Genomic DNA, 26,057 nt, shown 5'->3' with positions numbered 1-26,057 from the left:
CCTGGGTTTCAAAAATCTTATTACCTTGGAATGAAATTCGTCGTGGATATCCTGAGTGATCAAAATGGGCTGTCCACAAAATTTACCCTCTGAATACACTTTTGAATTGTATGCTTAGGCACGCGATTATTTGGATCAAAAGACGCAGGTCAAATCCATTAATTTTCCTTTTGCTGGCCACGGGCTTTTTTTCAAATGCCCAGGAACCGGCTTTTGATCAGGCGTATGACAGGATCTGGAAGCAAGCCGCCAATAAGGACCTGGATACCGTTGTGGCTTCCGCCGACTCGCTGTACAAATCTTCTTCTGTGCCGGTGCACCGCATGCGATGTCTGATGCTCATAGCGAGGCTATACCAGCAAAAGGAGGAGCTCGAAAAATCGGTCGAATATGCCCTGAAGATTGACCAGCTCGCAGTGGAAAATGCCAACTACACCTGGCAGACAAGAGCTAATGCGTACCTGGCCGGCCTTTACCGGATGATGGAGCTGTATGGCAAATCCAGAGCTTATTCCCAAAAAGCGCTGGAAATCGTTCCCAAAATAGAGGATGCCGAACAGGCCAGCAGTACGCGGGGGCTGCTTCTTCAGGAACTGGCTTTCGCAAGTATGGACGAGGAGAACTACGAACAGGCAATCCGGCACTTTAACGAGGCAGGAAAGAGCTTTGAAAAGATCAATAAGAACAGGGAATTCAGCATTATGAACAACGAGCGGCTTTTGGGAGATAACTACCGGCTGCTTACCCGCTATGACACCGCACTTATACATTATCATAAAGCACTCGAAATAAGCAAAACCCAGCCGCTTCATTACGTTATTGGTTTGATCTACAAAGGGATGGCTGAAACGCTGATGGAGACCGGTCGCCTGCCGGAGGCCAAGACTTACCTGGACAAAGCGGAGCGCTTCGCCGATGAGTCGCAGTACCTGCAATTGAAAGATGTTACCTACGACCTGTCCAAAAGATATTATGCATTGATAAAAGATTCTAAAAAGCTGAGTACGGCACAGGAAAAGAGTAATTCGGTGGTCGATACGATCCTGAATAAACGGGCGCAACTGCTCAACAAGATGTATGCGCAACTGGATCAGGATGCGGTGAAGGTGGAGGCCATGGACAGCCGGAAAAATGCGACTATCCTTGCCGCTATCACATTAATTTTTTCGGGCGGTGTTTTTTTTGTCGTGTACAGAAAGCGGCAAAAGCGCGAGTTGGCCCATGTAAGGAACGTGCTCAACGATTTAAATAGGAAGCAAATCGAAATCTCGGCCGACGAACGCGAGCCAGCATCGGACGTTGGGGAATTGACGCTTGACTTCACGGCGGACGATATCGCGCCCGAAAATAGCGCAGACAGCCCCCGGAAGCGAATGATGCCGGTAGAAACGGAACGCCATCTGCTGGAAAAACTGGCCGAATTCGAGAAGTCAGACGCCTTTCTTGAGAGCGGCTTCTCGTTGGCCTCCATGGCTACCCTGCTTAATACGAATACGAAGTATCTGTCCTATCTGATCAAAAGTGATAAGAATGCGGATTTCAATGGTTATATCAACCGTCTCCGCGTTAATTTCGTAATTGAAATGCTGCAAAAAGACCCAACCTGGCGCCAGCACAAAATCAGTACGATGGCAGCAGTGTCTGGCTTTTCCTCTCACAGCCAATTTGCGGCCGTATTCAAAGATTGCACCGGTCTTTCTCCCTCTGTGTTCATCAAACATCTCGCCAGTGAACTGGAATAGCACGTACCTGAATGCGCACATTTGAGAATCTTGATGGTATTGTACTATTTTGACGTATAAATAGTGCAATTTGACCCAAAACTTGTATCAAAATTCAGGAATTCCGGTATAGCAAGCCTTGAAGGTTTGTGCGATGCCCCTTTACATTTGCCCAATCGAAGATCTGATAGCGGCGCATCAGTATTGTAACCAGAGTGAGATCATCACCTCACTTTAGTATACGTATACACACACAGGTTTTATGATTCGCCGATAGCATGTTCACCAATTCTTCCCTGTTTTTATGAAGAATCCTTGCGCATTTAGCGCGAAAGGGGGCTGCCTCGTGCGTCTCTATGACGTTACGGCCCGTGAAATTCCCGGGATATTAGAGGAATTAACGATCGTCGCCCTGTCAAGCAGTCATCAATTCACAACTATCCAATATGAAGATTCATTTTACATTTTTACTCGCATTTCTTTCGCAGATTGCCTCTGCACAGAAAGGGTTCTTTGTTGAGACAAAAATCAGCGACGCCTCGCGGGCACGTGAAGTCACGAACGTTTCCAAATTTTCGGTGCATCGCGTACACAGTGCGGGTATGAAAAATTACCTGGCAACAGCGCAACCTGAATTTCCCCGAAAGACGGCAGATGGCATTCCATTGGAGGTGCCCCTACCCAATGGTACTGTGGAGGTTTTCGAGATCTTCGAATCTGCGGTCCTGGCACCGGCGGTTGCGAAAAAACACCCTGAAATCAAAACCTATTCTGGCAAGGGAAAGCAGCACCCAAATTATTCTCTTCGCATCAATTTCACTTCCAGCGGATTCAGTGCGATTATCTTGGGCGTTGAAAACGACGCGGTCTATTTTGAGAAGTTGGATGACAACGCATCAGACAGTTTGTATCAAAGCTATTTCGCAAGGGATGCCGTAAGTCCGGAGAACAGCACATTAAAAAATGCAAACAACCGGTGCGGCGCGTTGGATTTAGGGCCGCAACTTCCCCAGGCAACCGGATCAAATGCGGGCAATCAGCGGGTAAGCGCCGCATTGTCCACAGGAGGCACATTAAGGACGTTCAAACTGGCGATGGCTGCCACAGCCGAGTTTACAGCTCAAAAAGGAGGGACGCAAATTTCCGCATTCAATGCGTTGACAAACTATGTAAACAACCTGAACGCAGTTTACCAGAAAGAGCTGAGTGTGGCCTTTGTATTGGTAAGTGACGAAACACTGGTTTATACGGACGCCGCCACGGATCCCTATAACAACGACGATCAGGACGCGATGCTCACGCAAAACCAGGAAAACCTGGACGCTACACTTGGTAATGCCAGCTACGATATAGGTCATGTATTGGGATATACGGGCGGGTCCGGTGGCGGACTTGCCGCCAGGCCTTCGGTTTGCGTTCCTTCTGAGAAAGCCCAGGGGGCATCGGGGGTGGGAGACGGGTCCTATGCGGAGGTTTTTGATTTCCAACTTGTCGCCCATGAAGTAGGGCACCAGTTCGGTATGTCGCACTCGTACAACAGCAACGTGCCTGTATGTACCACCCGCGCATTCGCAACGTCGGTTGAACCCGGCGCGGGAACTACGATCATGAGCTACGGGTACACGTGCAGCAACAGTGACCCCGGTTCCGGGCTGGTAGGGAATGACGACTATGAGACCCCTTATGCCCCGTTTCTCAACTTCCATGCGGTGAGCCTCGACCAGGCCAACACCTACATTGCCACGCTCGATTGCTTTACCGAAACCGCCACCGGCAATGCGGTACCGGCAATTACACCTATGCAAACGACGTATGTAATCCCGAAATCCACGCCTTTTGCATTGGAAGCGCTCGCGACAGACGGTGATGCGGCAAATGTGCTCAGCTACTCATGGGAAGGCACAAACATCAGCAGTGAGTCCGACAAGGCAACGCTTACCGCATCGACCATTTCGGACGACACCAAACCGCCTTTTTTCAGGTCTTACCCACCTGTGCAGTCCAATGAAAGCAGCAGTCCGGGAAAAAGATATTTCCCCAGACTTTCAGCGGTGCTTGACGGTTCCAATTATGCGAAAGGAGACAAGCTTCCTTCGATTGGAATTGCGACAACCCACAGGCTAACCGTACGTGATAACCTGGGTGGTGTGACATCGGAAAACGTAACGGTAAATATCGACGGCAACTCAGGACCTTTTCTGGTGACCAACGATCCCTCGGGGATCAAAAAGGGAAATAGTTTGCTGACCGTCGAATGGAGTGTAAACGGCACGACAGCGGCGCCAGTCAATTGTACGCTGGTTGATATTTCAGTTTCACTGGATGGAGGGAACACATTTCCCCTGGTTCTTGCAAGCGCTGTGCCTAATTCAGGGTCTGCGGCCATTACCTTGCCCGATACCGGCACCACCGAAGCAAGGATCAGAGTCGCTGCGAGCACGAGTACAGCAGATGGCAATTCGCCGAACGTCTTTTTTGACATATCAAATCAAAATTTCACCATCGAAAAATCGTCGATGCCTGTCAGGCTGATTTCCTTCGAAGCGTCGGCAAAAGAATCCGGAACCGCATTGCTTTCCTGGAAAACGGCCGATGAAGTGAACAATTCCGGCTTTGAAATCGAAATGGGCTACAACCCGAAAGACTTTGCCAAAGTAGGTTTCGTCGGGGAAAATGGCGGGAATGCTATTAACCACTACCAGTATACTATTGATGGCCTGGTTGCCGGGAGGTATTATTTCCGACTGAAACAAATCGACCATGACGGAACATACGCGTATTCTAAAATCCAGGCGTTGCTCGTCACCGGCAACAGCGGAGAAGTGGCGGCGATTTACCCAAATCCTGCCGGCGACAAGATCAGTATCAATACCAATTTTTTCCAAAAATCGGCGCCGGTCTTCACCTTGTTCGATTCGAATGGAAACATTGTATTAACCTCCTTAGGGACCACAACAGGTTCCCGGTGCGAAATAGATATCAGTAAACTTGCCCCTGGTCTGTACACGGTTACAACAAATGCCGGTAGCGATCCGAGAACCCTGAGGTTCTTTAAATTATAAGGGAAACCTGATTCCGGAATTGTCTATAAATAACGTTGAGGACAATTTATTAAGGCCGCCGGCATTGCCAGCGGCTTTCTTTCTTTATAGTATCTGATAAGTACGGCTAATACTGATTTAATTCGCCGCACTTATTAGATACTCTGCGCGCATCCATTCCACCACGTCGTCGAACCACACCCGAAACGGCGGATACGTAAGAAAGCCATGCTCTCCCCTGGAATAGATGTGCAGGGCGCCTTTAACGCCGTTTTTCTGCAAGGCGTTGTAAAAGGAAATGCTGTTGGAAACCGGAACGACGACGTCGGCGCCCGAATGCACGAGAAATGCGGGCGGCGTGACGGTACTGACTTGCAGTTCGTTTGAAAATAAACGGATCATTTCCGGGCTGGCATTTTTACCGAGCAGGTTATCGCGGGAGCCGATATGCCCGGTGCTGTCGTTGAAGCTGATGACCGGGTTGATCAGGATCATGAAATCAGGCCGGAGGCTGGTTTTGCCCTCCTTGTCGATATAACGTGTTTGGAAATGCGTTCCTGCCGTAGAGGCGAGATGGCCTCCTGCCGAAAAACCCATAATGCCGATCCGGTCTGGATTAATACCGAATTCCTTTGCACGCTCCCTGACTGTTTTAATCGCTTGCTGTGCGTCCTGGATGGGGCCGAAAGCAGGTTTTTTCATGATCTGCGCATCGGGTAACCGGTATTTGAGGACGAACGCCGTAATGCCCATCTGGTTGAATGCCCGCGCGACATCGCTTCCCTCGCGTTTTGTGAGCAATGTGCCGTAGCCGCCACCCGGGCATATAATGACTGCCGTTCCGTTAGGGCGGGTTTGTTTGGGTAAAAAGACAGTCAGACCTGGGATTGACACGTGCGACGTGAGCGAATCCACGGTCGCATTGGCGGACAAAGTTTCCTGATCGGGCGCTTCAATGGAATTGGGAATTGCTTCGGGATACAGGCGCATGTAGCGTTGCGCGACGCTGCATGCGCCTGAGAATAACATTCCGGCGAGGAGAAAATACGGTGTTAATCTGTGCATTTCAGGGGATTTTGGTGTCTGTAACAGTTAATGTGCCTTGCATGACGCGCCAATGTCCCGGGAATGAACAGATAAACGGATATTCACCCGGCTGCGTGGGTGCTCTGAATTCCAACCGGAAAGTTTTTCCGGAATTGACCAGCGGGGTCGCAAATAGGACATCCGGTGTGGACGGTACGAAATGTTTCTCGAAGCCATCTTTCAGGCTCGCCATCGCATCGGCTGCTTCGCCGACTTTTTCGGCGGTTCCGGGTTTGACAATAACCACATTATGCGGCATCAGGTCTGGGTTCTCGAAAACCAGCGTCACTGCTCTGCCCGCAGGTACGGTGAGTGCTTTTTTATCAAATGCCATTTTGGCCTCCACTGCTATCAATCTGAGTTCGATAGTTCCCATGCTTTCAAGCATGGATAGCACTTCTTTCCGTTCTTTTTCCGGCACCGCACTCACCATTCCCTTCATCGCCCTGACTGCCGCCCCAAATGCCGCCGAATTCTGAACCGGCTCGGGTGTGTTTTTCAGCGATGCTACCAGTTCTTTCGTCGGCTGCGTTTTGGTTTCGCTTTCGAGCGTCATTTTCATGAGCAATGGATAAGCCACTACCGGGGCGCGGGGTGCGAGTTCTTTTACTTTCTGAAAATAAGAAGCCCTCAGGTCGGCATCCGGCAGCATGGAAATGCCGGTTAGATACGCGGCTGTTTTTCCCTGAATAGCCGTTTGTAGTGATTGTTCCGGCAGCCTGGCGCTGATCCACCCCGCAAAACCGGTGGCTTGCATTACCTGGCTGGTGTCAGCGTTAATCAGACGGGTCAGTTCTTGCTCACTAGCCTTCAATTCGGCTGGCTTGCTGGAAAGCAGGAGTTTCGTCAACTCCTGTTGGGCTGTGCCGGGCTGATTTGATTTTCTGGTCTTTTCTTCTTCGTAAATGGCATTAAGCAGCACTTTGACCTTCCCGGTTTGCTGATTTCTTGCAAGATGGTCTACGGCTTCGATCTTTTTAGCGGCATCGATATCGGGTCTGGTCAGCATTGCGGTAAGCACTTCGGACGTTTGCGGTAATGCGGCGAGCTCCTGCGTATTGGCAAGTTTGAGCAGGTATCGCTGTGCCTGTTTCGGGTTTTTTCCAAAACGCTTTCCCTGCTTCATGCCAGCCAGCCAGATCGGTTTGAGGAAGCGGAAAGTCTCGTGCATGGCATAATCCATATAATAGTCACTCGGATACTGGAAAATGTCCGTGGCGGCGGCTACTGCCTGTTCGGAATTGAAATAACTCAGCGCGACCATCGCCTCGATCCGGACGCGGGGCGACTGGTCGTTCAACCGTGCGCGCATCAATTCAAGCGCGCCGGGAATGCGATCGCGCCAATAGAGAAGTACTTTCGTGGCAGCGGCGCGTGCCTGGGACTCTTTTGCTTGGAGCAAGGTTTTCAAAATGTCGGGCTGTACCACATCGAAATCCTGGAAAAGCCAGAGCCCTTCGAGCAGGTTATGCTCGTATTGCGGATCTTTTTTATCCAATGCAGCGATCCATTTTTTCAATTCGGGCAGGACTTCCGGGGCTTGTTTTTCGCGGATTTGAGCACGTGAGCGGTACCTGAACCGGTCTTCATATGCTTTGAGGTTTTCCAATAGTTGCAGCACGCTCTGCTTCGACAGGTCGATCACTTTCAGCGCGGGCTTGCCTTTGTACGTGATGCGCCATACCCGGCCGTGCGATTTGTCGCGGGCGGGGTCGCGCGGTGGGTTTTCACCGTGGGAAATTAGCGGGTTGTACCAATCGACAATGTACAAGGCGCCATCGGGTCCGAATTCAATATCTATGGGGCGGAAATTGGGGTCTTCCGATTGCAGGATCGCTTCCACTTCCTTGCTGCCAATGCCCGAGCCGCGCGGGATGATCCGGTGCTGTTTCGTGCCCTGGAAGCCAATATTGTTGTTAACCAAAAAGTTACCCTGTACATCGTCGGGAAATTGCCTGCTGGATACGATTTCAATACCGGCGGTCGGTCTGACGCGCGTCTCAGTGAACATCTCAATGCGCGGATGCTTGTCGGGATAGGTGACATTGCCGGTCATGGGCGGGGCAAAATAGTTGGAGCCGTCGGATGCATCGCCGATCAGGTGTGTGCCCCATTTATCGAAAATGCTGCCCCAGGGATTGTAATAGGGATAGGAAATGTAATGCGACAGTTTGGCGGTGCGCGGCTCATAGCGGTAGGTCGCGCCCGCGTAGGAACGTATGGGCCCATATGGCGTCTCGACCTGCGAGTTCAGGAACGTACCTTCATTGAAATACAATGCACCATCCTGCCCGAAGGTAAATGCGTGCGTGGCATGGTGGCTGTCCTCCGAGCCGAAGCCCGTCAGGACGACTTCGCGCAAATCGGCCTTGCCATCCCCGTCAGTATCTTTCAGAAAGAGGATATCCGGCTCCTGCGACACATATACACCTCCATCGCCAAATTCAAAACCCAGCGGAAGGTATAGATCGTCCGCAAACACGGTATGCTTGTCGGCCTTCCCGTCGGCGTCGGTGTCTTCGAGGATCACGATTTTGTCGTGCACCGGAATGCCCGGGAAGTACTGCGGGTAGGTAGGCATCGTAGCAACCCAGAGCCTTCCGCGTGCGTCGAAGTTCATCGCTACGGGTTTTTCAATCGGGAAATCCTTTTCGGAAGCGAACAGGTTGATCTGATAGCCCTCCGGCAGCTTGAATTTGTCGGTCGTGGCAGGCCACATTTTTTCGTGATGAGCGTGCGCTGCCGCTTTGGCAGCTTCCCCCTGCCGGCCGGTCATTGGTACCGCGGGTATCAGCATCGGGTCCACAGGTTTTCCGCGACGGTCGACAATTTCAATGGCTTTTGCGAAGGCGGCAGCATCATTACTTTTTCCCATTTCCCAAATCACAGAATCCAGCGAGGCGGCCATCTGGTTCAGTTTGCGCAATTCAGGTGGAAATGCGATCACCCCGAATGGTTCCCTTCTGCGGCCGTAAATGTACTCGCCGTTCACGGCACGCCAGCGGTAAAAGAAGTGGTCATCCTTCATTTTGATGACGGCCAGCAATTTCCTGCTATGCTCGGTGTTCAAGTCCGGCATCTTTCCGAAACCCAGCGACCGGGTCATCCACTCGGCCGCCCGCTTGTAACCTGCATCCGTGAGGTGAATGCCGTTGATCGTTAGCTTGGGCTGGCCTTTTTGCTGCATTTGGGCGAGTGAAGGCGTGTAGAGGTCGATAAAGTAAAGCCCTTTCGCCGACGCGACTTTTTGCATCGCTTTGGTATACAATGCCAGATTTTGGTTGTGTTCGGCAGGATTGGGGAAATGTTCGCCCATGGTTTCGTGCGCGATCGGCGATACAAGCACGAGAGAAGGAGCGGAGCGGCCATTGTACTGGTTGTTTTGCAGGTTTTGAATGAATGCGCCGAGGTCTTTTTCAAATTGCGGCAAGCCCGCAGGACCTTTGAAAGCCTCATTCATACCAAAACATAAGAATACAATGTCCGCCTTCTGATCGTGCAGGTCCTGGTTCAAACCTTCGAAATTCAGCGCGACCGGCATTACGATCCGTTCACCCTCATGCGTAAAGCCCTGGAATTTAACTTCCTTCTGGCCTTCGGTAAGGCGCTTTGTCTTTTCTCCGAAGCCCGGAAAATTTAATGGCCGCGGCTGCAAACCTACTTCGTCTGCGCTCCATCCCATATTGCGCAGGGTCAGTTGCCTGCCCGGGAAGTTCTTTTGAAGTAATGCTTCGAAATAGCCATAATGCCGCATCCGGTCGGCGAAGGTGTTGCCAAGTAAAACGATACGGTCGCCGGTTTTGGGTGCGAAACCGGGATTAGGAGCCTGTCCGGCGGACGGTTTCACAACAGCGACCGACAAAATAAGGATGGCTGGAAAGAAATGACGAAGTATAGATTTCATAGGATATCGGATAATGCCGTAAATGGCCGCCAGTCGTTACCAGCCGCTGTTTTGTGTCAGTTTGGGGTTTTTCTCGATCTCGCGCTGTGGAATGGGCATGAAATACATTTTATCCTGAAAAACATAGGGGATGCCGTCCACCGGTTTGGGATTATAGGTATAAGTGCCGTTGGCATTTTTGGTTATGTACATCGCATGGAATTGCTTGCCGTTCAGCACCTGCCCCGCGATTTTCCATCGCCTGAGGTCCCAGTAGCGTTTGCCTTCGAAGCTTAGCTCTATATACCTTTCGTGGCGGATCTTCTCGCGCATTTGTACTTTGGAAAGGCCGGCCGGTAACTGGTATGGGACCAGGCCCGCCCGCTGGCGTACGGCTTGTACCGCTGCATACACAGAGGCGTCGGGTGCATTCAGCACTTCATTTTGAGCTTCCGCATAGTTTAAAAGCACCTCTGCATAGCGCAGTTCGATCCAGTTCTGGTCGCTGCCTGCGCCGCCATAATAGTCTTTGTTGGCTTCATTCATGCCTTTCCGGATCAGGTAACCCGTAATGGTCGCGTAGGGCAGGTTAATGCCGTCGATCGGCGCGCCCTCGTACATGTAAATGGTCGCCCCGAAAAACGTAGCACCATTGTAAAGCACGGTCGCGTCGAATCGGGGATCACGGTTTTTATAAGGGTTCGCCGGGTCGTAGCCGGAGCCCGGCTCGTTGATTGCTTTTCCGTTTTTCATCTCAAATGCGTCTACAAATTCCTGCACCGGGCTGCGGTTCACGGCGTCCTGCTTGGACTGTGAGTCGGGCTGTCCCCAGGAGTCCCAGCCGTGCTCGCGGAATGGCTTCTGAAATTGTACACTGAAAATCTCTTCCTCATTGTTCTTGTCGAGCATAATGTTCCGGAAATTACCGTGCAGCTTGTAGTTGCCGGCCTCCATTACTTCCTTATTGATCTTCGCGGCCTTCTGCCACCGTGCCACGTCACCCGCCGGATTGTATAATGTACTGGCCCAATAGGTGAGCACGCGGCCCAGAAATGCCTTCGCCGAATGCTTGTTAGCCTTGCCCACGTCGATGGCCCGGCTTCCGTGCGTTTCGGGCAATAGTGTAATGGCTTCTTCCAATTCTTTCACCACGAAATCGAAGCTCTCGTCGGTAGTCTGCCTTGCTACGAAAAGGTCGTCGTCGAGCCCCTGCGGCTCGGTAATGACGGGCACGCCGCCGTAGCGCTTGATCATATTGAAATAGAGCATTGCCCGAAGGAATTTTACCTGTCCTTTGAAGCTCGTTTTCTGTTCCTCGTCGATATTCGCTGCGTCGATTTTGTCCAAAAACATATTTGTCTTCCGTACCGGCCCGTAGGCCCAGTATTCCATCGGGTTATTGTCCGGGAACCATTGGCCCTGCACCACATTGCGCGGGCCGCCGCCCCAGTAGCAGCGCGATTCGTCGGTGATGTTGTCATACAGGTTGCGCTCGAACGCCGGCACGTCGAGGTACATATTGTTGACAAACAGCTGGATCAGCGCCGGATCCCGGAAGATATTCTCCTCGGGGATGGAGTTGGTTGCCTGGCGTTCCAGGAAATCTTTATTGCAGCCAGTGGTCATAAGGATTGTAACAACCAGCAGTGTTTTGGCAAATGTTTTGGTCATGACTGTAAACATTAACTGATTAAAAAGTAAGGTTCAGGCCCAGGTTCAGCGTGCGCTGCTGTGGATAATAGGTACCGGTGGTGTTCTCGATCTCGGGGTCGAACATCTTCATTTTCGACCATACGAACAGGTTGGCTCCCGAGAAATAAACCCGCACATTACCCAGGCCGATCCGTTTGACCAGGTCAGAGGGCAGCGTGTACCCCAAATCGATCGACCTCAGCCGGATATAGCTTGAATTGCGCAGGTACAGGCTGGAAGTCAGGGAATTGTTGGGATTGGGTCCTTCCCAGGGCCTCGGGTACAATGCGTCGGGGTTCTCTGGCGACCAGTGATCCAGCAAGTCCACATAGGTGTTGCGCGACCCGCCCTGGAAGAAGTCCCGGGCAGCGCCGTAAAGTACCTGCCTCACACGTCCCGCCGCTTGGAAAAGCACATTCAGGTCGAAACCTTTCAGCGAGCCGCCGAATGACAATCCGCCGATCACTTTCGGGATATTGTTGTCCATTGAAATGATGGTCAGATCGTTCGCGTCGACTTTCTGGTCGCCGTTGATGTCCGCGTATTTGACGTCGCCGGCTTTTTGTCCGCCGTTAAATTGCGGCAGATATGCGGCCACTTCCTCGTCGGTCTGGAAAAATCCCAACGCCTTATAACCGGTAATGAACCCCAGCGGGCGGCCGGTTTGCAGCAGGTAATCGGGCGTATTGGCCGGTTCATCGAGCGTAATCACCTTGTTCTGCGAGAAGCTTCCGTTCAGTTTGACGAAATATTTCAATGCCTGAAAGCTGTTCTGGTGGCTCAGCATGAACTCGATGCCTTTGTTATCCACTTTGGCGTAGTTCTCAGCCGGCAGTTGTGCACCCAGCGTGCCCGGTATCGAGCGGATGCGCGTACGCAGGATGTTGGAAGTTCTTTTGTAAAAAACATCGATTTCGAATTGCAATTTCCCTTTCCACAAGGAACCTTCCAGGCCGAGATCGGTAACGGCTGCAGTTTCCCAGGTAACATTCGGATTCGGCAGAATGCCCGGTGCAATGCTGGAAAGCCCTTCCGTGCCGGAAACGATGGTACCCGACGGATTGTAAACCTGTGAATATTGGAAGGTGGGGTTACGGAGCAAATAACCCGTGTACACATTGCGATCGTTGCCGACTACACCGTACGAAGCGCGAAGCTTCAAATTGTCCACAAATGCAAGTCCTGACGCGTTTTTCAGGAATGGCTCTTCGATAATGCGCCAGCCGGCGGAGACGGCCGGAAAGAAACCGAACCGCTTGGACGCGGGAAACGCCACAGAACCATCCCTTCTGAACGAGGCTTCGAACAGGTAACGCTGCTGGAAGCTGTAATTGACCCGTGCGATCGCCCCGCGCCGTCCGTCGGTAAACGATCCGCCGTTCGCATCTTTCTGACTCTCGCCGCCATACAGGAATTCGTCGAGTCCCTGCGCCGGAAAATTGGTACGGAAGCCGTAAAAGTTATTGCCTTTGGCATCGAGCTGCTCGAAGAGAAGCAAGCCGCCCACCTCGTGCGGCCCGAAACTGCGCGAATAGTTGAGCGAGGCATTGAGCGTGGTCGTATTATACTCGCTGAAAGATTGCGTCAATGCAGTTTTGCCATTCCAGCCGCCATAAGGATAGATTTCCAGCGTGTTACCGTCCGAATCCTGGCGGTTCATGAAAATCGGGACATTATAATGCTTGTTATTGGAATACTCGCGCCCGAACGACGCACGGCCCGTCGCGGAAAGTCCTTTTACGAAAGGCAGATCATGCTTAACGGTCAGTGTCGCCTGCAAAATGTTGTTCCGCATGCGGTTGTAGCCGGTTTTGATCTCTTCCACCGGGTGTTGTTCACGGGTGTAGAAAATGGTCCCGTCGGGATTGTAGGCTTTGTCGAGCGGATAGGCAGCCACAATGTCGTCGAAAATTGATTCGGGTGAATAGCCGCTTTGATTGGTATTACGATTGCTGGCGTCGATGTCGGCCGATATGGTGAGGTTTTTGTTGATTTTCGCGTCCACGTTGGTGCGGATGGAGTACCGCTGGAAGTTAATGCGGTCGTACATCCCGTCCTGATCGAGGTAGCCCAGTGAGAGGAAGTAGCGGATCGCGTCGGACCCGCCGCTTACGCTGAGGTTCTGCTGAGTCTGGAAGGATTGTTTTTTCAGCGTATTGCCGTACCAGTCATATTCGGGCAGTACGCCTGTGCGGATGTCTTCCAGCTCCTGCTCGGAGTATTGAATAGGTTTGCCGAGATTGCGCACTGCCTTGTTTTTGGTAACCGCATACTCATAGGCGTTCATTACCCGCGGATATTGAGTCGGCTGCTGGATGCCTGCGAAGCCATTGTAGTGGAAGGTAGGCTTGCCCGTTGCGCCGCGCCGGGTGGTGACCAGGATTACGCCGTTGGCCGCCCTTGAACCATAAACCGCCGTCGCGGAAGCGTCTTTCAGGATGGAAATGCTTTCGACTTCGTTCGGGTCGATCTGGTCAAAAGTGCGGATAATGCCGTCGACGACGATCAATGCGCTGTTGTCGCCAAACGTGCTCGCCCCGCGGATGGAAATAGAAGAGCCTGCACCCGGCTTTCCATTGCCATTCACGGCAATGAGCCCCGGTAGCCGACCGACGAGCGAATTGGTGATATTGGTGGCAGGCGTTTTAAGCAATTCTTTGCCTTCCACGGAAGCGACCGAGCCGGTGAGGTTCACCTTTTTTTGCGTTCCGTAGCCTACCACCACTACTTCCTGCAGAGCTTTCAGGTCGTCCTTTAGCACTATATTCATTGTGCTGTGGTTGCCGACGGGCATTTCCTGGCTAAGGTAACCCACGTAAGAGAAGATGATCGTATGCTCACCGTCAGGAACGCTGACTTCGAAATTCCCGTAGGAATCGGTCAGGGAGCCACGCTGGGTACCTTTTACCACAATGCTTACACCGGGTAGGGCAGCGCCTTTTTCATCTTTGACAGAGCCCCGGATGCTTCGGTCGATCGGGCGTTGCTGCTCTTCAGGCTGCTGAACGGCAGGTTTTGGATCGGCGATAACGCTAAGAACAAGCTGATTACCCGAGACCTCATAGCCGATACCCAATGGTTTGAAAAGGGTTTCAAGAACCGTACTGAGCGTCTCATTCTGAACATGCAATGTGACCTTGCGCTCGGCGGGGATCACCTGCGGGCTGTACATGAAACGTACGGCGGCCTGTCGGCTGATCTGCCGTAGCGCGGCACTTACTTTTTGATCGTCCAGGTCCAGTGAAATCCGACGGTTCAATAATTCCTGGGCGCGGCTATCATTGGCTACGACCAGTGAGGTGCACAGGATAGACAGGATCAGCTGATATATTGATATGCGCATGATTTGGAATAAAATCCTGATCGGTTTCGTATTAATTTTCATAGATTTGTATGTATGCTTTTTTGAAAAAATGAGATACAAAAGTTCCCTGCTCCGGTTTTGACGAACCGGATTACTGGCAGCAATCAGAGGGGGAATCAGGACAAGCCGGGGATGTTACAGCATCGTCGGCTTGTTTGTTGATGATCAGGGCGGATGAGTGAGTGGGATCATGAATGTGGGGTTAAGGGGTTCGGAAATAGTTGGTATTTATTTGCAAGAACTTCCATGGATGATGATCTGCCCGTCGATGATTTCGTAGCGTGCCTGAATAGCCTTACATATCATCGCCAGCTTCTCGAACAGCGGTTCCTGGCCGAGTTCGGCGGTCAACTGGCAGCCAGCCAGCAGGTCGGCATCGTAAATAATCTGGACTTCATATTGCTTTTGCAGCGATTCGAAAACCCTGGCAACCGGTGCATTTTCGAAAACCAGGTTGGCGGCATTCGGTTGCCCGACCGGCAGCGGATTGCCGATGAGCGACCGTTTCAATTTTTGCTCGTCACGATGGTAGACTACCTGCTGATTGGGCAAAAGGACGAGTTGGTTTTTTTCAGGCTCCCGGGCTTCGTTGTGTGCCGTGGCTACGGTCACCTTTCCTGTTTTTACCATCACCCGTACATCTTTATCCCCATCGAATGCCTTGATCGTAAAGCTGGTACCCAAAACAGTCGTGACGATATCATTCGTGTAGACTTTAAAAGGGCTCTGCGGATTTTTAGTTACTTCAAAAAATGCCTCGCCATTGAGCAGCACCTCGCGTTCGGCCTTGACAAATACCGCCGGATAGCTGAGCTTGCTTTTGGAGGAAAGCCGGATGGAACTACCATCGGGCAGGGAAACTGATTTTGTACGGGCGTTGTCATTGACAATTTCTATCCATTTGTCGGTTTTACGCGTCTCGGCAAGGGCATGTGCGGTTCGCCCGCTTGTGTGCGTGCCCAGGGGATTGCCGAAAATAAAAAACAAGGCGGCAATGCAGACCAATGCACCTGTACCTAACAATACGGGTCGGAGCCAGCGCCGGGCCGGTTGGGTGTATCCGGGAGATTGAGTGGCCGATTTTCTTGTTGCTGAGAGTCGCCGCAGTTCTATTTCCAATTCCTCGTCACTCAGGTAGTTCTGTGCGTAGTGAATTTCTGAAATTAAGCTTTTGGCCGTTGAAACAATACCGGCGCGCTCGGGGTTGTTGCGCAGCCAGTTTTCCCAAAAGGCATTATCGGCCGGCTGCTGGCGAAGCACCCATCTGCAAAAAGCCTCGTCGGCCAGGAAATCCTTGATGTCGTATTGAGCGTATTCCTGCATTTTCCGGTTTTGGTAAACTATCTGCATTGAAATAGTACGTCCCGGGAAGCGGATACTCTTTTTATGATAAAAATTTTAGAAATAATTTAATTTAAATCAGGTGATAGGTGATTTGTTGTGTTCAAAACCTTGATTGTTAAGAATGTAAGTCCGGTGTCGGAGAAGAGAGAAATAGAAAGATAATTTGGGGAATTATCTTCGAGAACGAAGGCAAGTCATTTTTAAGCTGATTGATCGCCCGGTAGATGAAGTTGGCTACCGTCTGCTTTTCGATATCCATTACTTTGGCGATTTCTTCGTTCGATAATCCTTCATAAAATTTCAGAAAGATCACTTCCTGCTGGCGTCTTGGAAGGCGGTTGATCGCAGCACGGATCTCGCGCTCATTCTGCGACATGGATTCAGAGCTGATTAGCATTGTTTCCACCGTGAGGTTGTCGGTGAAAATATCGCTGCTGGCAGCAATATCGACCGAATCGTCAAGGCGCGTATTCACTTTCAGCTTTCTCAGAAGATTGTTCCGCAATGCTGAAATCAGGTAAACCGTGACGTACGAAGTGTCGGCGAGGCGGCCTCTGCGATACCAGAGTTCCAGAAACAGATCCTGGATACAATCCTTGATCAGCTCGGTATCTTTGGTGAACCTGGTCGCGTAGTTGAAAAGGAGCCGGTATCTGCGTTTAGCCAGCTCGTCGAACGCCTGCTCGTCATTTTCGCGGAAACGGTTCCACAGATCAGCCAGTTGCGGCTCATCTATGGGAATAGGCGTTGATTTCTTCATCTGCGATTTCGTTGAAGCTCCTTTCAACCGAAGTTCGCGGGAGGGCTTTTCTACTGTCTGCCCGAGTGGCAGGATGTTAGATTGTCCGAATGGCCATCACCGTCTGAACGGGGCGGTTAGCCGCAGATGAATGCCCACCGTGGTAAGTTGTAGTCGCTCAGCGGTGCTCGCGCCCAGCGGATATTTGACATAAGGTTCCACTTCGATGGCCGTGTTCTGCCATTGATAGCTGATTCCCAGCCCGAAGTACAGCGGACTGCCAAAGGCCCATGTGCGTTTTTTGTCATTTTCGGTAACCGAGCTCAGCTCTTCAATGGTTTGAGTGGAAACCAGCACCGGCCCACCAGCGGTTTCTGCGAAAGTGGTGATCGTACGCCGGTTTTTGTAAAGGTAATCGGTCTGTTGCCCGAGGCTGCTTTGTAAAGCGATCCCTCCTGCCGCAGTGAGTCCCAGGTTTTTGAGAGTTTTTAACTTATACTGGATTTGTAAAGGAACTTCCAGGTTCATCCAATGATAACGGGCGCGCTGTAATTGTGCCGACCCTTCGGAGACAGTCAGACGTTCCGGTTCTTCGACATTCAATGACTGCTTACTTCCCGAAATGCCGGTTAACAATGCCAATTTGCCCGACAAGGGCACCAGCAATGCACCGCCTAAGCCATAGTTGAGCTCCGGCTCAGTATGTGCGGCCCGGTTCGATTGCTGCGAAATGGCGACACCCCAGCGAATGGTCCGGACCGTTTCCGGCGTTATGTGCATTTGCTGCTGTTGGAGGGAAATATGCAGCGTGCTAAAATGGGTAAGTGGCGATGTAAAGGGCCGCGAGGACAGTAAGTCAGGCGTGATATTGCCGCGCACAGTCTCGTGCCCAGTTGCCGGGGGAGGATACTCCGGGAGTTGGTTGCCCCTTTTTGCCCGGAAGTTGCCCAACTCAGCAGCCGGGTTTTCTTGTTCAGAATGCACTTTCTTTGACTTAACTGCGCCAGCTTGTTTTGATGGACGGGGGGCGTTGATATCGTTGGACAGAGGTTTTGGGGCCTCAGTTATGTCCGGGCCATTCGCCCGGTGCTGTACAACGGAATATTTCGTCCGAATGCTGCGGTCGGTAACGCGGTTCAGCAGTAAGGCCGTACCAAAGATTACCAGCAAGGCCGCTGCGGTCAGCCAATAGAATATAGTCCGTCTTTTACCTTTTTTTTCAGCACGAAACGCTTCAAAATGTTCCCAGGCCTCTGGCTGATAAGGTTCGGTATGGTCGCGAAGCTGGCCGAGCATTCGCTTGCCTACGGGTTCCTGATCCGACATCTTAATGGCTACCGTTTTGAATGGTGATCATTTTTCGCAGGCACTCCTTGGCCCTGGCAAGGTACACCCTCGAAGACGAAGTGGAGATATCCAGCATTTTTCCGATTTCTTCGTGGCTGTAACCTTCCACCTCGTAAAGGTTGAAGACGACTTTCCAAACCGGCGGGAGTTTGTCGAGCAAGCGCAGGATTTCTTCCACTGACTGCCCATCGCCGACTTCTTCAGCAACCATGTAGCTTTCATGGTAGGCATCCAGGCTCGTCGAAAGGTAATTTTTGCGTTCCTTTCTGAAATAGTCGATGGCCGTACGTACGACGAGTGCCCGCATCCATGCTTTAAAGGAATGCAGACCTGCCAGCTGCCGGGGCAACTGTTCGAATATTTTGAGAAAAGAATCGTTGACGGCCTCCTGGGCGGCAGCGTGGCTGGGAAGATATCGGATGCTTATGCCCATTGCCAAACCGAAAAAATGCCTGAACACCCATTGCTGGGCTTTGGGGTCCCGTTTAGCGCAGCGCTCAATCCAATGTATTTCATTTGCTGTACAATCAGATAGCCATTCCACAATGAGAGATAACATCGCAAGCCCCGGACGCGCCGGGGCCAGCAGGGATAATGTGATTGAAAAGAACGCGGTGTTACTTTGGATTGGAAGTACTTCCGTTGGGATCAACCACCTTATCTTGCTTTTTGGAACCATTAGCTACGTGCACGATGACCTCGGACGCGTTGGCCGTAGTTCCAAACAACTTTTGCAAATCCATTTCAAGCGTATAATTGTGCAAAGCGGTATCCTGGGCGCCATCGGGTGTGTTGTATGCAACCACAAGCCGGGCTTGCATCGGGTAGGAGAGCATCAGTGAGCCATCCCAAACGATTTTGTAATTTTCGATACCGCCGCCGCCCGTCACATCGATCTTCAACGTGTTGCCTTCCCGGGTCACTTTTGTGATTTCGAACGGCGTACCATCGAAGGTTTCCCGTCCTGCCATCAGTTTACTATACTCGGCACCATTGGTTTGCACCAACAGCCCCTCATCCGGGTTAGGCGAAATGTTGTTTTCCCGGTTGCAGGAAAACGAAACGGCCAGAATAGCCAGGTAGAGGAACGCGAGGCACTTTGAAAGATTTGTTTTCATTTCGCTAACAGATTAAGTTGTTTTTACCCAAGTCGTAAAAACGGATTGAAACGCTACCGTCCCGAGCTATAAAAGATTATTATTAAGAAAAAGATAGGACGGAAAAGGTTGGAGCTATGGCAACAACCCGCATTTAAAACAACTATCAATAACGTAAAACTCATCTTTTGACTTCCGCCAGCCGGCTCGCGGCTGTGTTCTGGGCTTTACATTAAACTGAACATCTGCCAAATCATCATGACGAGGTTGAGAATGATGAAAAATTTGACCAGTGCAGTGGGTTTGGATAATGAAAAAGGAACCCGCAGAAAGCAGATGATTGCTAACGCATTTACAACAATGTACAACGCAGTGAGAACACGGGCGTTTCTTAGGAATGGCGGATAGTTCGATAGATATAACTGCCTGGTCGTCTCAAAACTGTTCCCGTTGACCAAGGCCGCTTTGAACCACAAGAAGAAGCTTAGCAGCACACACGAACTGAGAAGTATCCCCGCTGCCATCAATACTTTTTTGCTGATTGATTCCTTCATCGCCTTGTGGTTATTTCGTGGGCAATGCCCGCGTCCGCACAAGGGCGAAGCGTTAGAATGCACGCGATGGCCGGCTATTCTTTTACAAATTTTTGTGTAGCTCCATCGATAGCCAGAAAGTAAATGCCGGCAGGCAGCGTCTCTATGCTAATCGGTTCGCTGTCCTGACCGTCACCTTGCAGGCAGGTTGTACCCGCCGCATTCAGAATCCGATACCCGAATGGGGCGGCCGACCGGACCCGGATAGCATTACCGGCTGGATTAGGATATAGCGTCGCAAGGCTTCTTTTGTTCTCCACGACTATCATTCGCGACAGCGCGAAGGTACCGTCCCAGTCCACCTGCTTCAACCGGTAATAGTTAACGCCCGGTGCAGGAGCATTGTCCATGAAGCGGTAAGACGAAATAATGTACGCATCGCCGCCGCCAGGAACATGCTCCCCGATCGGGGCGAACGTTTTGCCATCGGTACTACGCTGCACTTCGAAATAGGCATTGTTGTGCTCTAAAGCCGTTTCCCATTGCAATAGGTTATAGGTTTCCAATGCGGCCCCTTTGAACGAAACCAACTCCACAGGCAAGGCATGTTCCTCCGTGGAAGCGGCGAAAATCGTGAAATGATCGAGCGACGCTTCGAGATAGAAGCCATAGTTGTCGTGTCCGTATTCGCCACTGGTTGTAGCCGACTTGCTTACAGTTCCCGCTTTCGTGCCTCCGTAGTTTGCCAGTGAACAGCCACTCCCACCTTCGCGATAGGAAAGCAGGAAATCGGCAGGTGTAAAATTCCCGGCGGTGGCGAGGTTGTATTGCGCGAGTTCCTCGTCGGTAAAATAAAAGCGGATGGTGTACGATGATGGCAATTTGGCCGTACCATAGCGACTGCTGCGAACGTTAAACGTCCTTCCGAGCAATGTGGCCGAGTTATAGGAGATCGTATCGGGTGCATCGCTGATATCCACATATACATTACCCAGGTTCATACCATTCGGGTTGATAGCCATAATTTTACCGCTATTGGTAAAGTGGTACCATTCGTTTCCTATCACATTGTCGACACCCATGGCATTACACTCTACTGACCCGGCATACACGTCCAGTCCTTCCATTTGTTCATATGCGCCCACATCGCGTGTGAGGTTATACACCGGATTGCCCAGGATATCGTCCGTGGGTGCGCCTGCCGAAATACCCGCATCTACACAAACCGAATTGTTACTGATTCGCAAGCCGTCATCCGCAGTCCCGTAGGTATTATCGGGGCCATCGGGATCGGCCTCGTTGACGAAAGAAGGATTAATGTATCCCAGATTTCCCGTTCCCGTGTAGTATCCCTCCGCATATTGGATTATCGAATTGTACGATTTGTTGTTGTAGCCACTCAGCGAGGTGAAATTACCATTGGGGGCTGTATTGCCGTAAATAATGGTATTACGCATTTCCAGTTTGCCTTCACCAAATACGTTAATAGCGCTGGCAAGGGTGGTATAGGCCAATTGTACGTTGCCGAAGATCGTACAGTTGTTGACTTTGAGATTCGAATTAAAAGTTAACATCCCGTAACTCCCGATACGATTGCCGTAAAAGACACAATTAGTGAGCTCCGCAGGCTTCGGACCTGTGCAAAAAATGAGGTTAGAATATTCTCCTTCATTTTTGACAACGAAACTTCTACGAATGACAAGCTCCGAATTTATCGCGTAAATGGCCGGTATGCCATATGCTTTGTTGGATTCGATAAGTGATCCGTTGATCTCCAGCCGGACAGCCGAATAAACGTAAATTCCGCCGCCAAAGCCCGAGGCAATATTGTATCTTAACACCGATCCGCTGATTGTTAGCGACCCGTTCCCATTGAAAGCCCCGGCACCGTCGGCTGCCTGATTCCGGACAATGCTGCAATTCGTGACAGTCAGATTGGAATTACGTATGAAAATGCCGCCACCATAATTATTGTCGAGCAGCTCGCCTTCCAGTAAAGGGGAGCTGCTATCGCCTGCTTTCGCATTACCCGACTGGATGGTAATGCCATCGATAAGTGCATTCGTTTCCTTCACCGAAGTCACTACATGGCGGACATTATCGTCGTAATTGAAAAGGTAAAATGAATAAGGGGGATACTGTGAGACGCCCCACCAATCATTGCCTTCCAGATCACCGCTCAGGATGGTTTTATAGAGGCTTGTGTCCCGGTCGGCCATACCTGGGTTGCCCGTATTTGGAAAGCCGCCGTACAATTTAATGTCCCGCATGTTGAAGGTATAGTCCTGCGGAGTGTTGCAACCAGAACATCCGGCCGGATAGCTATTGGGTTTGTAAGTACCGGCAGCAACGTATACCGCTTCGCCGGTCGCGGCTGCATTGATCATCATCTGCAAATCAGCGGAAGCATTGGCCCATGAAGAGCCGTCTCCATTGCCAGCGGCGGTTGTCCTGACAAACTTGTCGGCATAACCGGGGAAAACGATAAGAATGAGGACTAATAATCTCAGAGAGTGTGCGTAAATGTGTTGCATAGTAGTTGATATTTATTGTGTTTTTGGCGAGCTACGCGTATGGCTCAGGTCGGCGGTGATATTCTCTAATTCTAACTGTCTGTTGTTTTGGTACATATACAAAACCTACATTTTGTTTCTCATTCAGGATGAACGAGTCGAATCGTACGATCAAATTGATCCTGTTTCTTCGAAACTACCCATTTTCTCAAGCAAAGCACACAAAATCTCAAGTTTTACTGATAATTATTTTCAACAAGCTGCTATACTTTCGTTTCGTGAACAGCGATGCCGTCCCAAATGAATTTTAGCGGTTTGTTGGCGACATAGAATTGACTGTCTTTTCGGATGGTTATCGCAGAAATCGCGCATGGTGCCACACCTGATGCCGTGAAATAAAGGCTTGAAATTGCTTGACCAACAACGGAATCAATAGTTCGCCGGCGATGGCCCACGCTATTAAATTTATGTTGTTACGATTCAGAATGGCGCAGAAAGTTCAAATAGAGAAATCAAAATATAGCAATATGGAAAAGGCAGAAATCACCAGACAAGATGTTATTGAGGCTGAAAACAAACTGTTTTCGGCTCAACTTGTGAGTAACGTGGATATTCTGGATGAACTGTTATACCAGGACTTAATTGCGGTTGCGCCGACAGGAGAAATCCTGACAAAAAAAATGGATTTAGACTCACATAAAGCAAAAACAATGATTATTGACGACGCTTCCATAATCATTGATGACATTGAAATAATTGGCGATACTGCACTTTCCATCGCTACTATGACGGCGAGGGGAAAAATGATGGGGACGCCATTGGAGGGAAAATTTAGATATTTCAGAGTCTGGAAGCGCTTTCGTGATGGATTGAAGGTGATCGGTGCAAGTTTTATGCAACTAACATAGCATTTACTTAAGCGGCATTTACATTTCATTAACCTTCTTTTGCAGGTCATTAACAGGCGGTAGGATAGAAACATTTTAGCTTTGCGACCCACGCAGTGGCGGCCCACCGCAGTGGCGGCCACCGCAGTGGTTGAAAATTATAGAAAACATTCCTGTCAAAACATCTATGAAAAACCAACGCCTCTTTCTGGTTCTTTTCTTTCTATTGGTTGTATTTCACGTCCAGGCAGATGATCTGGATGACTTTATCAGGAGCCAGATGCAGAAGCGGGGTATTCCCGGTTTGTCGCTGGCTATCATTCAGGACGGTAAAATCTTGAAGGCTCAGGCATATGGATTTATTGATAAGGAGGGGAAGGTGCCTGTCACGACGAATACCTTGTTTCAGGCCGGCTCAATTAGTAAATCGGTTGCGGCTATGGGTGCTCTGTATCTCGTTGAACAGAATAAACTTGTTCTGGATGAAAATGTCAACATACAGCTTAAAAGCTGGAAAGTTCCTGACAATGAATTCACAAACGACAAAAAGGTTACGCTGCGAGGCATACTCAGTCACACTACTGGTCTTACGGTTCACGGATTCCCGGGATACCCTGTGGGAGCGAAAGTCCCTTCGGTAGTTCAGATTCTGGATGGGACAGCGCCAGCCAACACACCACCTGTTCGCGTAGACTTTGTTCCGGGCTCCCGCTGGAGGTACTCTGGTGGCGGTTATACAGTTATGCAACAGCTGATGGTGGATGTGACTGGCACTAAGTTTCCGGAATTCATGAAAAATAATGTGCTTTCGCCATTGGGCATGAAAAATAGCACCTTCCAGCAACCTTTACCTCCCGAACTGGCAAAATTGACAGCAACCGGTCACTACAACAACAGGAATTTAGTGGAAGGTCGCTGGCATATTTATCCTGAAATGGCAGCAGCGGGATTGTGGACTACGCCGTCCGATCTCGCCCGGTTCGCGATTGGTATTCAGAATGCTTATGCAGGGAAATCAGAAAATGTATTATCCCGGTCTATGACCCGCCAAATGCTGACAGATCAGAAAAACAGGGATGGGCTTGGCGTCTTTTTGCAGGGCGATAGTACCACGCTCCGCTTCGGTCACAAAGGGCGTGACGAGGGGTTTGATGCGTTATTGACCGCAAGTGTGGATAAAGGACAAGGTATTGTAATCATGATCAATGCGAATGATAACTCGCACATGATGGGCAGAATTGTTGATTTTATCGCTGAATATTACCATTGGGATGGTTTCCCTATAAAGACGGCTAAACCTGCTGCGGTAGATGTGGATTCCAGGGCTTTAAAGGCATTCGAAGGTCGCTATGAATTATTTAATAATCGAATGGTCACTTTTGAGGCCGAAAATAAGCGACTTTTTACGATAGAAGATGATTTTGCAGATGAAGAATTTGTACCCGTCGCTAATAATAAGTTTACATCCACTGATCGCAATGTTTCAGTGATCTTCAATACAGACGCTAAGGGAAATGTGACTGGTTTCACGCTGAAAGACGATGGTCAAAGGTATGAACGAACAGTGCCGCGTATCGGTCCGCTTGCCGATGCCAAAAAAACCAATGTCGATCCTGATCCGTCACGCACACCCAAAATCCTGGCGGCTTTGCAGGCTATGGTAAAAGGCGGGAAAGTATTGGAAGAAGCATCAGGCCTCACTTTGGGAGCCAAACGCGATTTCGCGGGAGGAATGCGGAAACCGGAAACTCTGAAGTCATTGACTTTTATTCATTCAGAGAACGTCGCGGGCCGGGGAATTCAACGCCATGAAAGCCAGGTAAGCGAAATAGTAACCTATCAATTGAAGTCCAATCAGCCGGATACCTTTATACTCGTGCATCTGACCTCCGACGGCTTGGTCACGGATTGCGATCTCGTTAAGAAATAATAGCTATTCGACGGAAATTATGCAGGTGCTCTGTTGGGGGCAATAATCAGGCGTTGTGGTAGCTGATAGGCATGATAGATTTTAATAGGGACTAGATAAATCGTGGATCAAGTTTATGTATAGCCGTAACAAAAAGGCAGCAACCCATCCGCGGTCGTGATATAGAACCACTTTTGCATCAAGGACGATCTCTGAACAACGCAGGATTATAATGCTTCTGAAATTTTGATACAAAAAAGCCCCTCAGTGTAAGCTGAGGGGCTACCGTATCGGCGACGGGACAAATGCCGAACCACTGTTGGTTGATTAAAGCGGTTGTTGAAGTCCGTTTACAAGCTTAACCTCCAAACTCTCATTTTCTGACTCCCCTTGTGAAAGGACGAATGTTGGGATTTTCAATTTTTGTACGATTAGTTTCGCCCACAAATAGATGGGAACATTCGTCGATTAATTTTGGCCTTTCATCGAACAAATACCATTAACTCGTCTAAAATTCTCGGTCTGCAATAGCCTGGCATGTTGCATTCGGATCGGGAATTACTACAATTGTTAAGTTTTCAACCGTTTTGATCAGTTCAAAATACACATCTTCATAAGTAAAAAAGTGCCTGAATTTGAAGGAATTCGACATTTCTAAGACTTTTAATACAATTAATTAAAGAAAATATTAGAAATACTTGTTTTGTTCTCGAATAAAAAAGTAATTTGTAACCGAATACAACCTCTATCATACCACATCCTTCCTTAATGAGAATTTCTCTACTTCCTATTGTGATAGTGCCTTGTGCGCTGCCGATTAGTAATTATGGGTGCCAGCGCGCAGGCGTAAATTATTTACCGGTTATCAGATACAATTCAAAAGGGGCATTTATAGCCTGCG

Annotated in this window: 14 protein-coding genes; 4 read left to right on the top strand and 10 right to left on the bottom strand. The window is 50.1% G+C overall.

What is annotated here, in order from left to right:
• Nucleotides 1-110 precede the first annotated feature (110 nt).
• A complete protein-coding gene (locus tag ACQ4MZ_RS22240) occupies nt 111-1,742 on the top strand; it encodes a tetratricopeptide repeat protein (protein WP_430848629.1) in 1,632 nt (543 codons plus the stop codon).
• 425 nt (nt 1,743-2,167) lie between these two features.
• A complete protein-coding gene (locus ACQ4MZ_RS22235; protein ID WP_430848627.1) occupies nt 2,168-4,783 on the top strand; it encodes a zinc-dependent metalloprotease in 2,616 nt (871 codons plus the stop codon).
• Between the two features lie 117 nt (nt 4,784-4,900).
• Here ACQ4MZ_RS22235 and ACQ4MZ_RS22230 read toward each other — a convergent pair whose 3' ends face one another.
• The 10 genes from ACQ4MZ_RS22230 to ACQ4MZ_RS22185 all read right to left on the bottom strand — a co-directional run bounded on the left by ACQ4MZ_RS22230 (nt 4,901) and on the right by ACQ4MZ_RS22185 (nt 22,381).
• Nucleotides 4,901-5,827: an alpha/beta hydrolase gene (locus ACQ4MZ_RS22230; RefSeq protein WP_430848625.1), complete on the bottom strand. Its 927-nt coding sequence runs from the start codon at nt 5,825-5,827 to the stop codon at nt 4,901-4,903.
• A gap of 1 nt (nt 5,828) precedes the next feature.
• On the bottom strand, nt 5,829-9,752 hold the full coding sequence (locus ACQ4MZ_RS22225) for a PVC-type heme-binding CxxCH protein (RefSeq protein ID WP_430848623.1): 3,924 nt from the start codon (nt 9,750-9,752) through the stop codon (nt 5,829-5,831).
• A 36-nt stretch (nt 9,753-9,788) separates the two neighbouring features.
• Nucleotides 9,789-11,402, bottom strand: coding sequence for a RagB/SusD family nutrient uptake outer membrane protein (locus tag ACQ4MZ_RS22220; RefSeq protein WP_430848621.1), 1,614 nt, complete (start codon nt 11,400-11,402; stop codon nt 9,789-9,791).
• Nucleotides 11,403-11,421: 19 nt separating this feature from the next.
• A complete protein-coding gene (locus tag ACQ4MZ_RS22215) occupies nt 11,422-14,766 on the bottom strand; it encodes a TonB-dependent receptor (protein WP_430848619.1) in 3,345 nt (1,114 codons plus the stop codon).
• A 249-nt stretch (nt 14,767-15,015) separates the two neighbouring features.
• The gene (locus ACQ4MZ_RS22210) at nt 15,016-16,110 is read right to left on the bottom strand and encodes a FecR family protein (protein ID WP_430848617.1); all 1,095 of its coding nucleotides are present in this window, start codon (nt 16,108-16,110) and stop codon (nt 15,016-15,018) included.
• A 136-nt stretch (nt 16,111-16,246) separates the two neighbouring features.
• On the bottom strand, nt 16,247-16,891 hold the full coding sequence (locus tag ACQ4MZ_RS22205) for an RNA polymerase sigma factor (RefSeq protein ID WP_430848615.1): 645 nt from the start codon (nt 16,889-16,891) through the stop codon (nt 16,247-16,249).
• A 96-nt stretch (nt 16,892-16,987) separates the two neighbouring features.
• Nucleotides 16,988-18,196 carry a hypothetical protein gene (locus tag ACQ4MZ_RS22200; RefSeq protein ID WP_430848613.1) on the bottom strand — a complete coding sequence of 403 codons (1,209 nt, stop codon included), beginning with the start codon at nt 18,194-18,196 and terminating at the stop codon, nt 16,988-16,990.
• Between the two features lies 1 nt (nt 18,197).
• Complete coding sequence (locus ACQ4MZ_RS22195; protein ID WP_430849202.1) at nt 18,198-18,776, bottom strand: RNA polymerase sigma factor; 579 nt, start codon at nt 18,774-18,776, stop codon at nt 18,198-18,200.
• Nucleotides 18,777-18,834: 58 nt separating this feature from the next.
• On the bottom strand, nt 18,835-19,335 hold the full coding sequence (locus tag ACQ4MZ_RS22190; RefSeq protein WP_430848611.1) for a hypothetical protein: 501 nt from the start codon (nt 19,333-19,335) through the stop codon (nt 18,835-18,837).
• Nucleotides 19,336-19,942: 607 nt separating this feature from the next.
• Complete coding sequence (locus tag ACQ4MZ_RS22185) at nt 19,943-22,381, bottom strand: right-handed parallel beta-helix repeat-containing protein (RefSeq protein ID WP_430848609.1); 2,439 nt, start codon at nt 22,379-22,381, stop codon at nt 19,943-19,945.
• 506 nt (nt 22,382-22,887) lie between these two features.
• Between ACQ4MZ_RS22185 and ACQ4MZ_RS22180 the strand changes: the two genes are divergently transcribed.
• Together ACQ4MZ_RS22180 and ACQ4MZ_RS22175 are read left to right on the top strand one after the other, a co-directional pair.
• Nucleotides 22,888-23,268: a nuclear transport factor 2 family protein gene (locus ACQ4MZ_RS22180; protein ID WP_430848607.1), complete on the top strand. Its 381-nt coding sequence runs from the start codon at nt 22,888-22,890 to the stop codon at nt 23,266-23,268.
• 166 nt (nt 23,269-23,434) lie between these two features.
• Nucleotides 23,435-25,177, top strand: a complete 1,743-nt coding sequence (locus ACQ4MZ_RS22175; RefSeq protein ID WP_430848605.1) for a serine hydrolase domain-containing protein — start codon at nt 23,435-23,437, stop codon at nt 25,175-25,177.
• Nucleotides 25,178-26,057 lie beyond the last annotated feature (880 nt).

Source organism: Dyadobacter sp. BHUBP1 (genome assembly GCF_050587785.1).
Classification (GTDB): Bacteria; Bacteroidota; Bacteroidia; order Cytophagales; family Spirosomataceae; genus Dyadobacter.
Note: the sequence above shows the minus strand (reverse complement) of the source record. Positions and strands in the feature narration are given on the sequence as shown.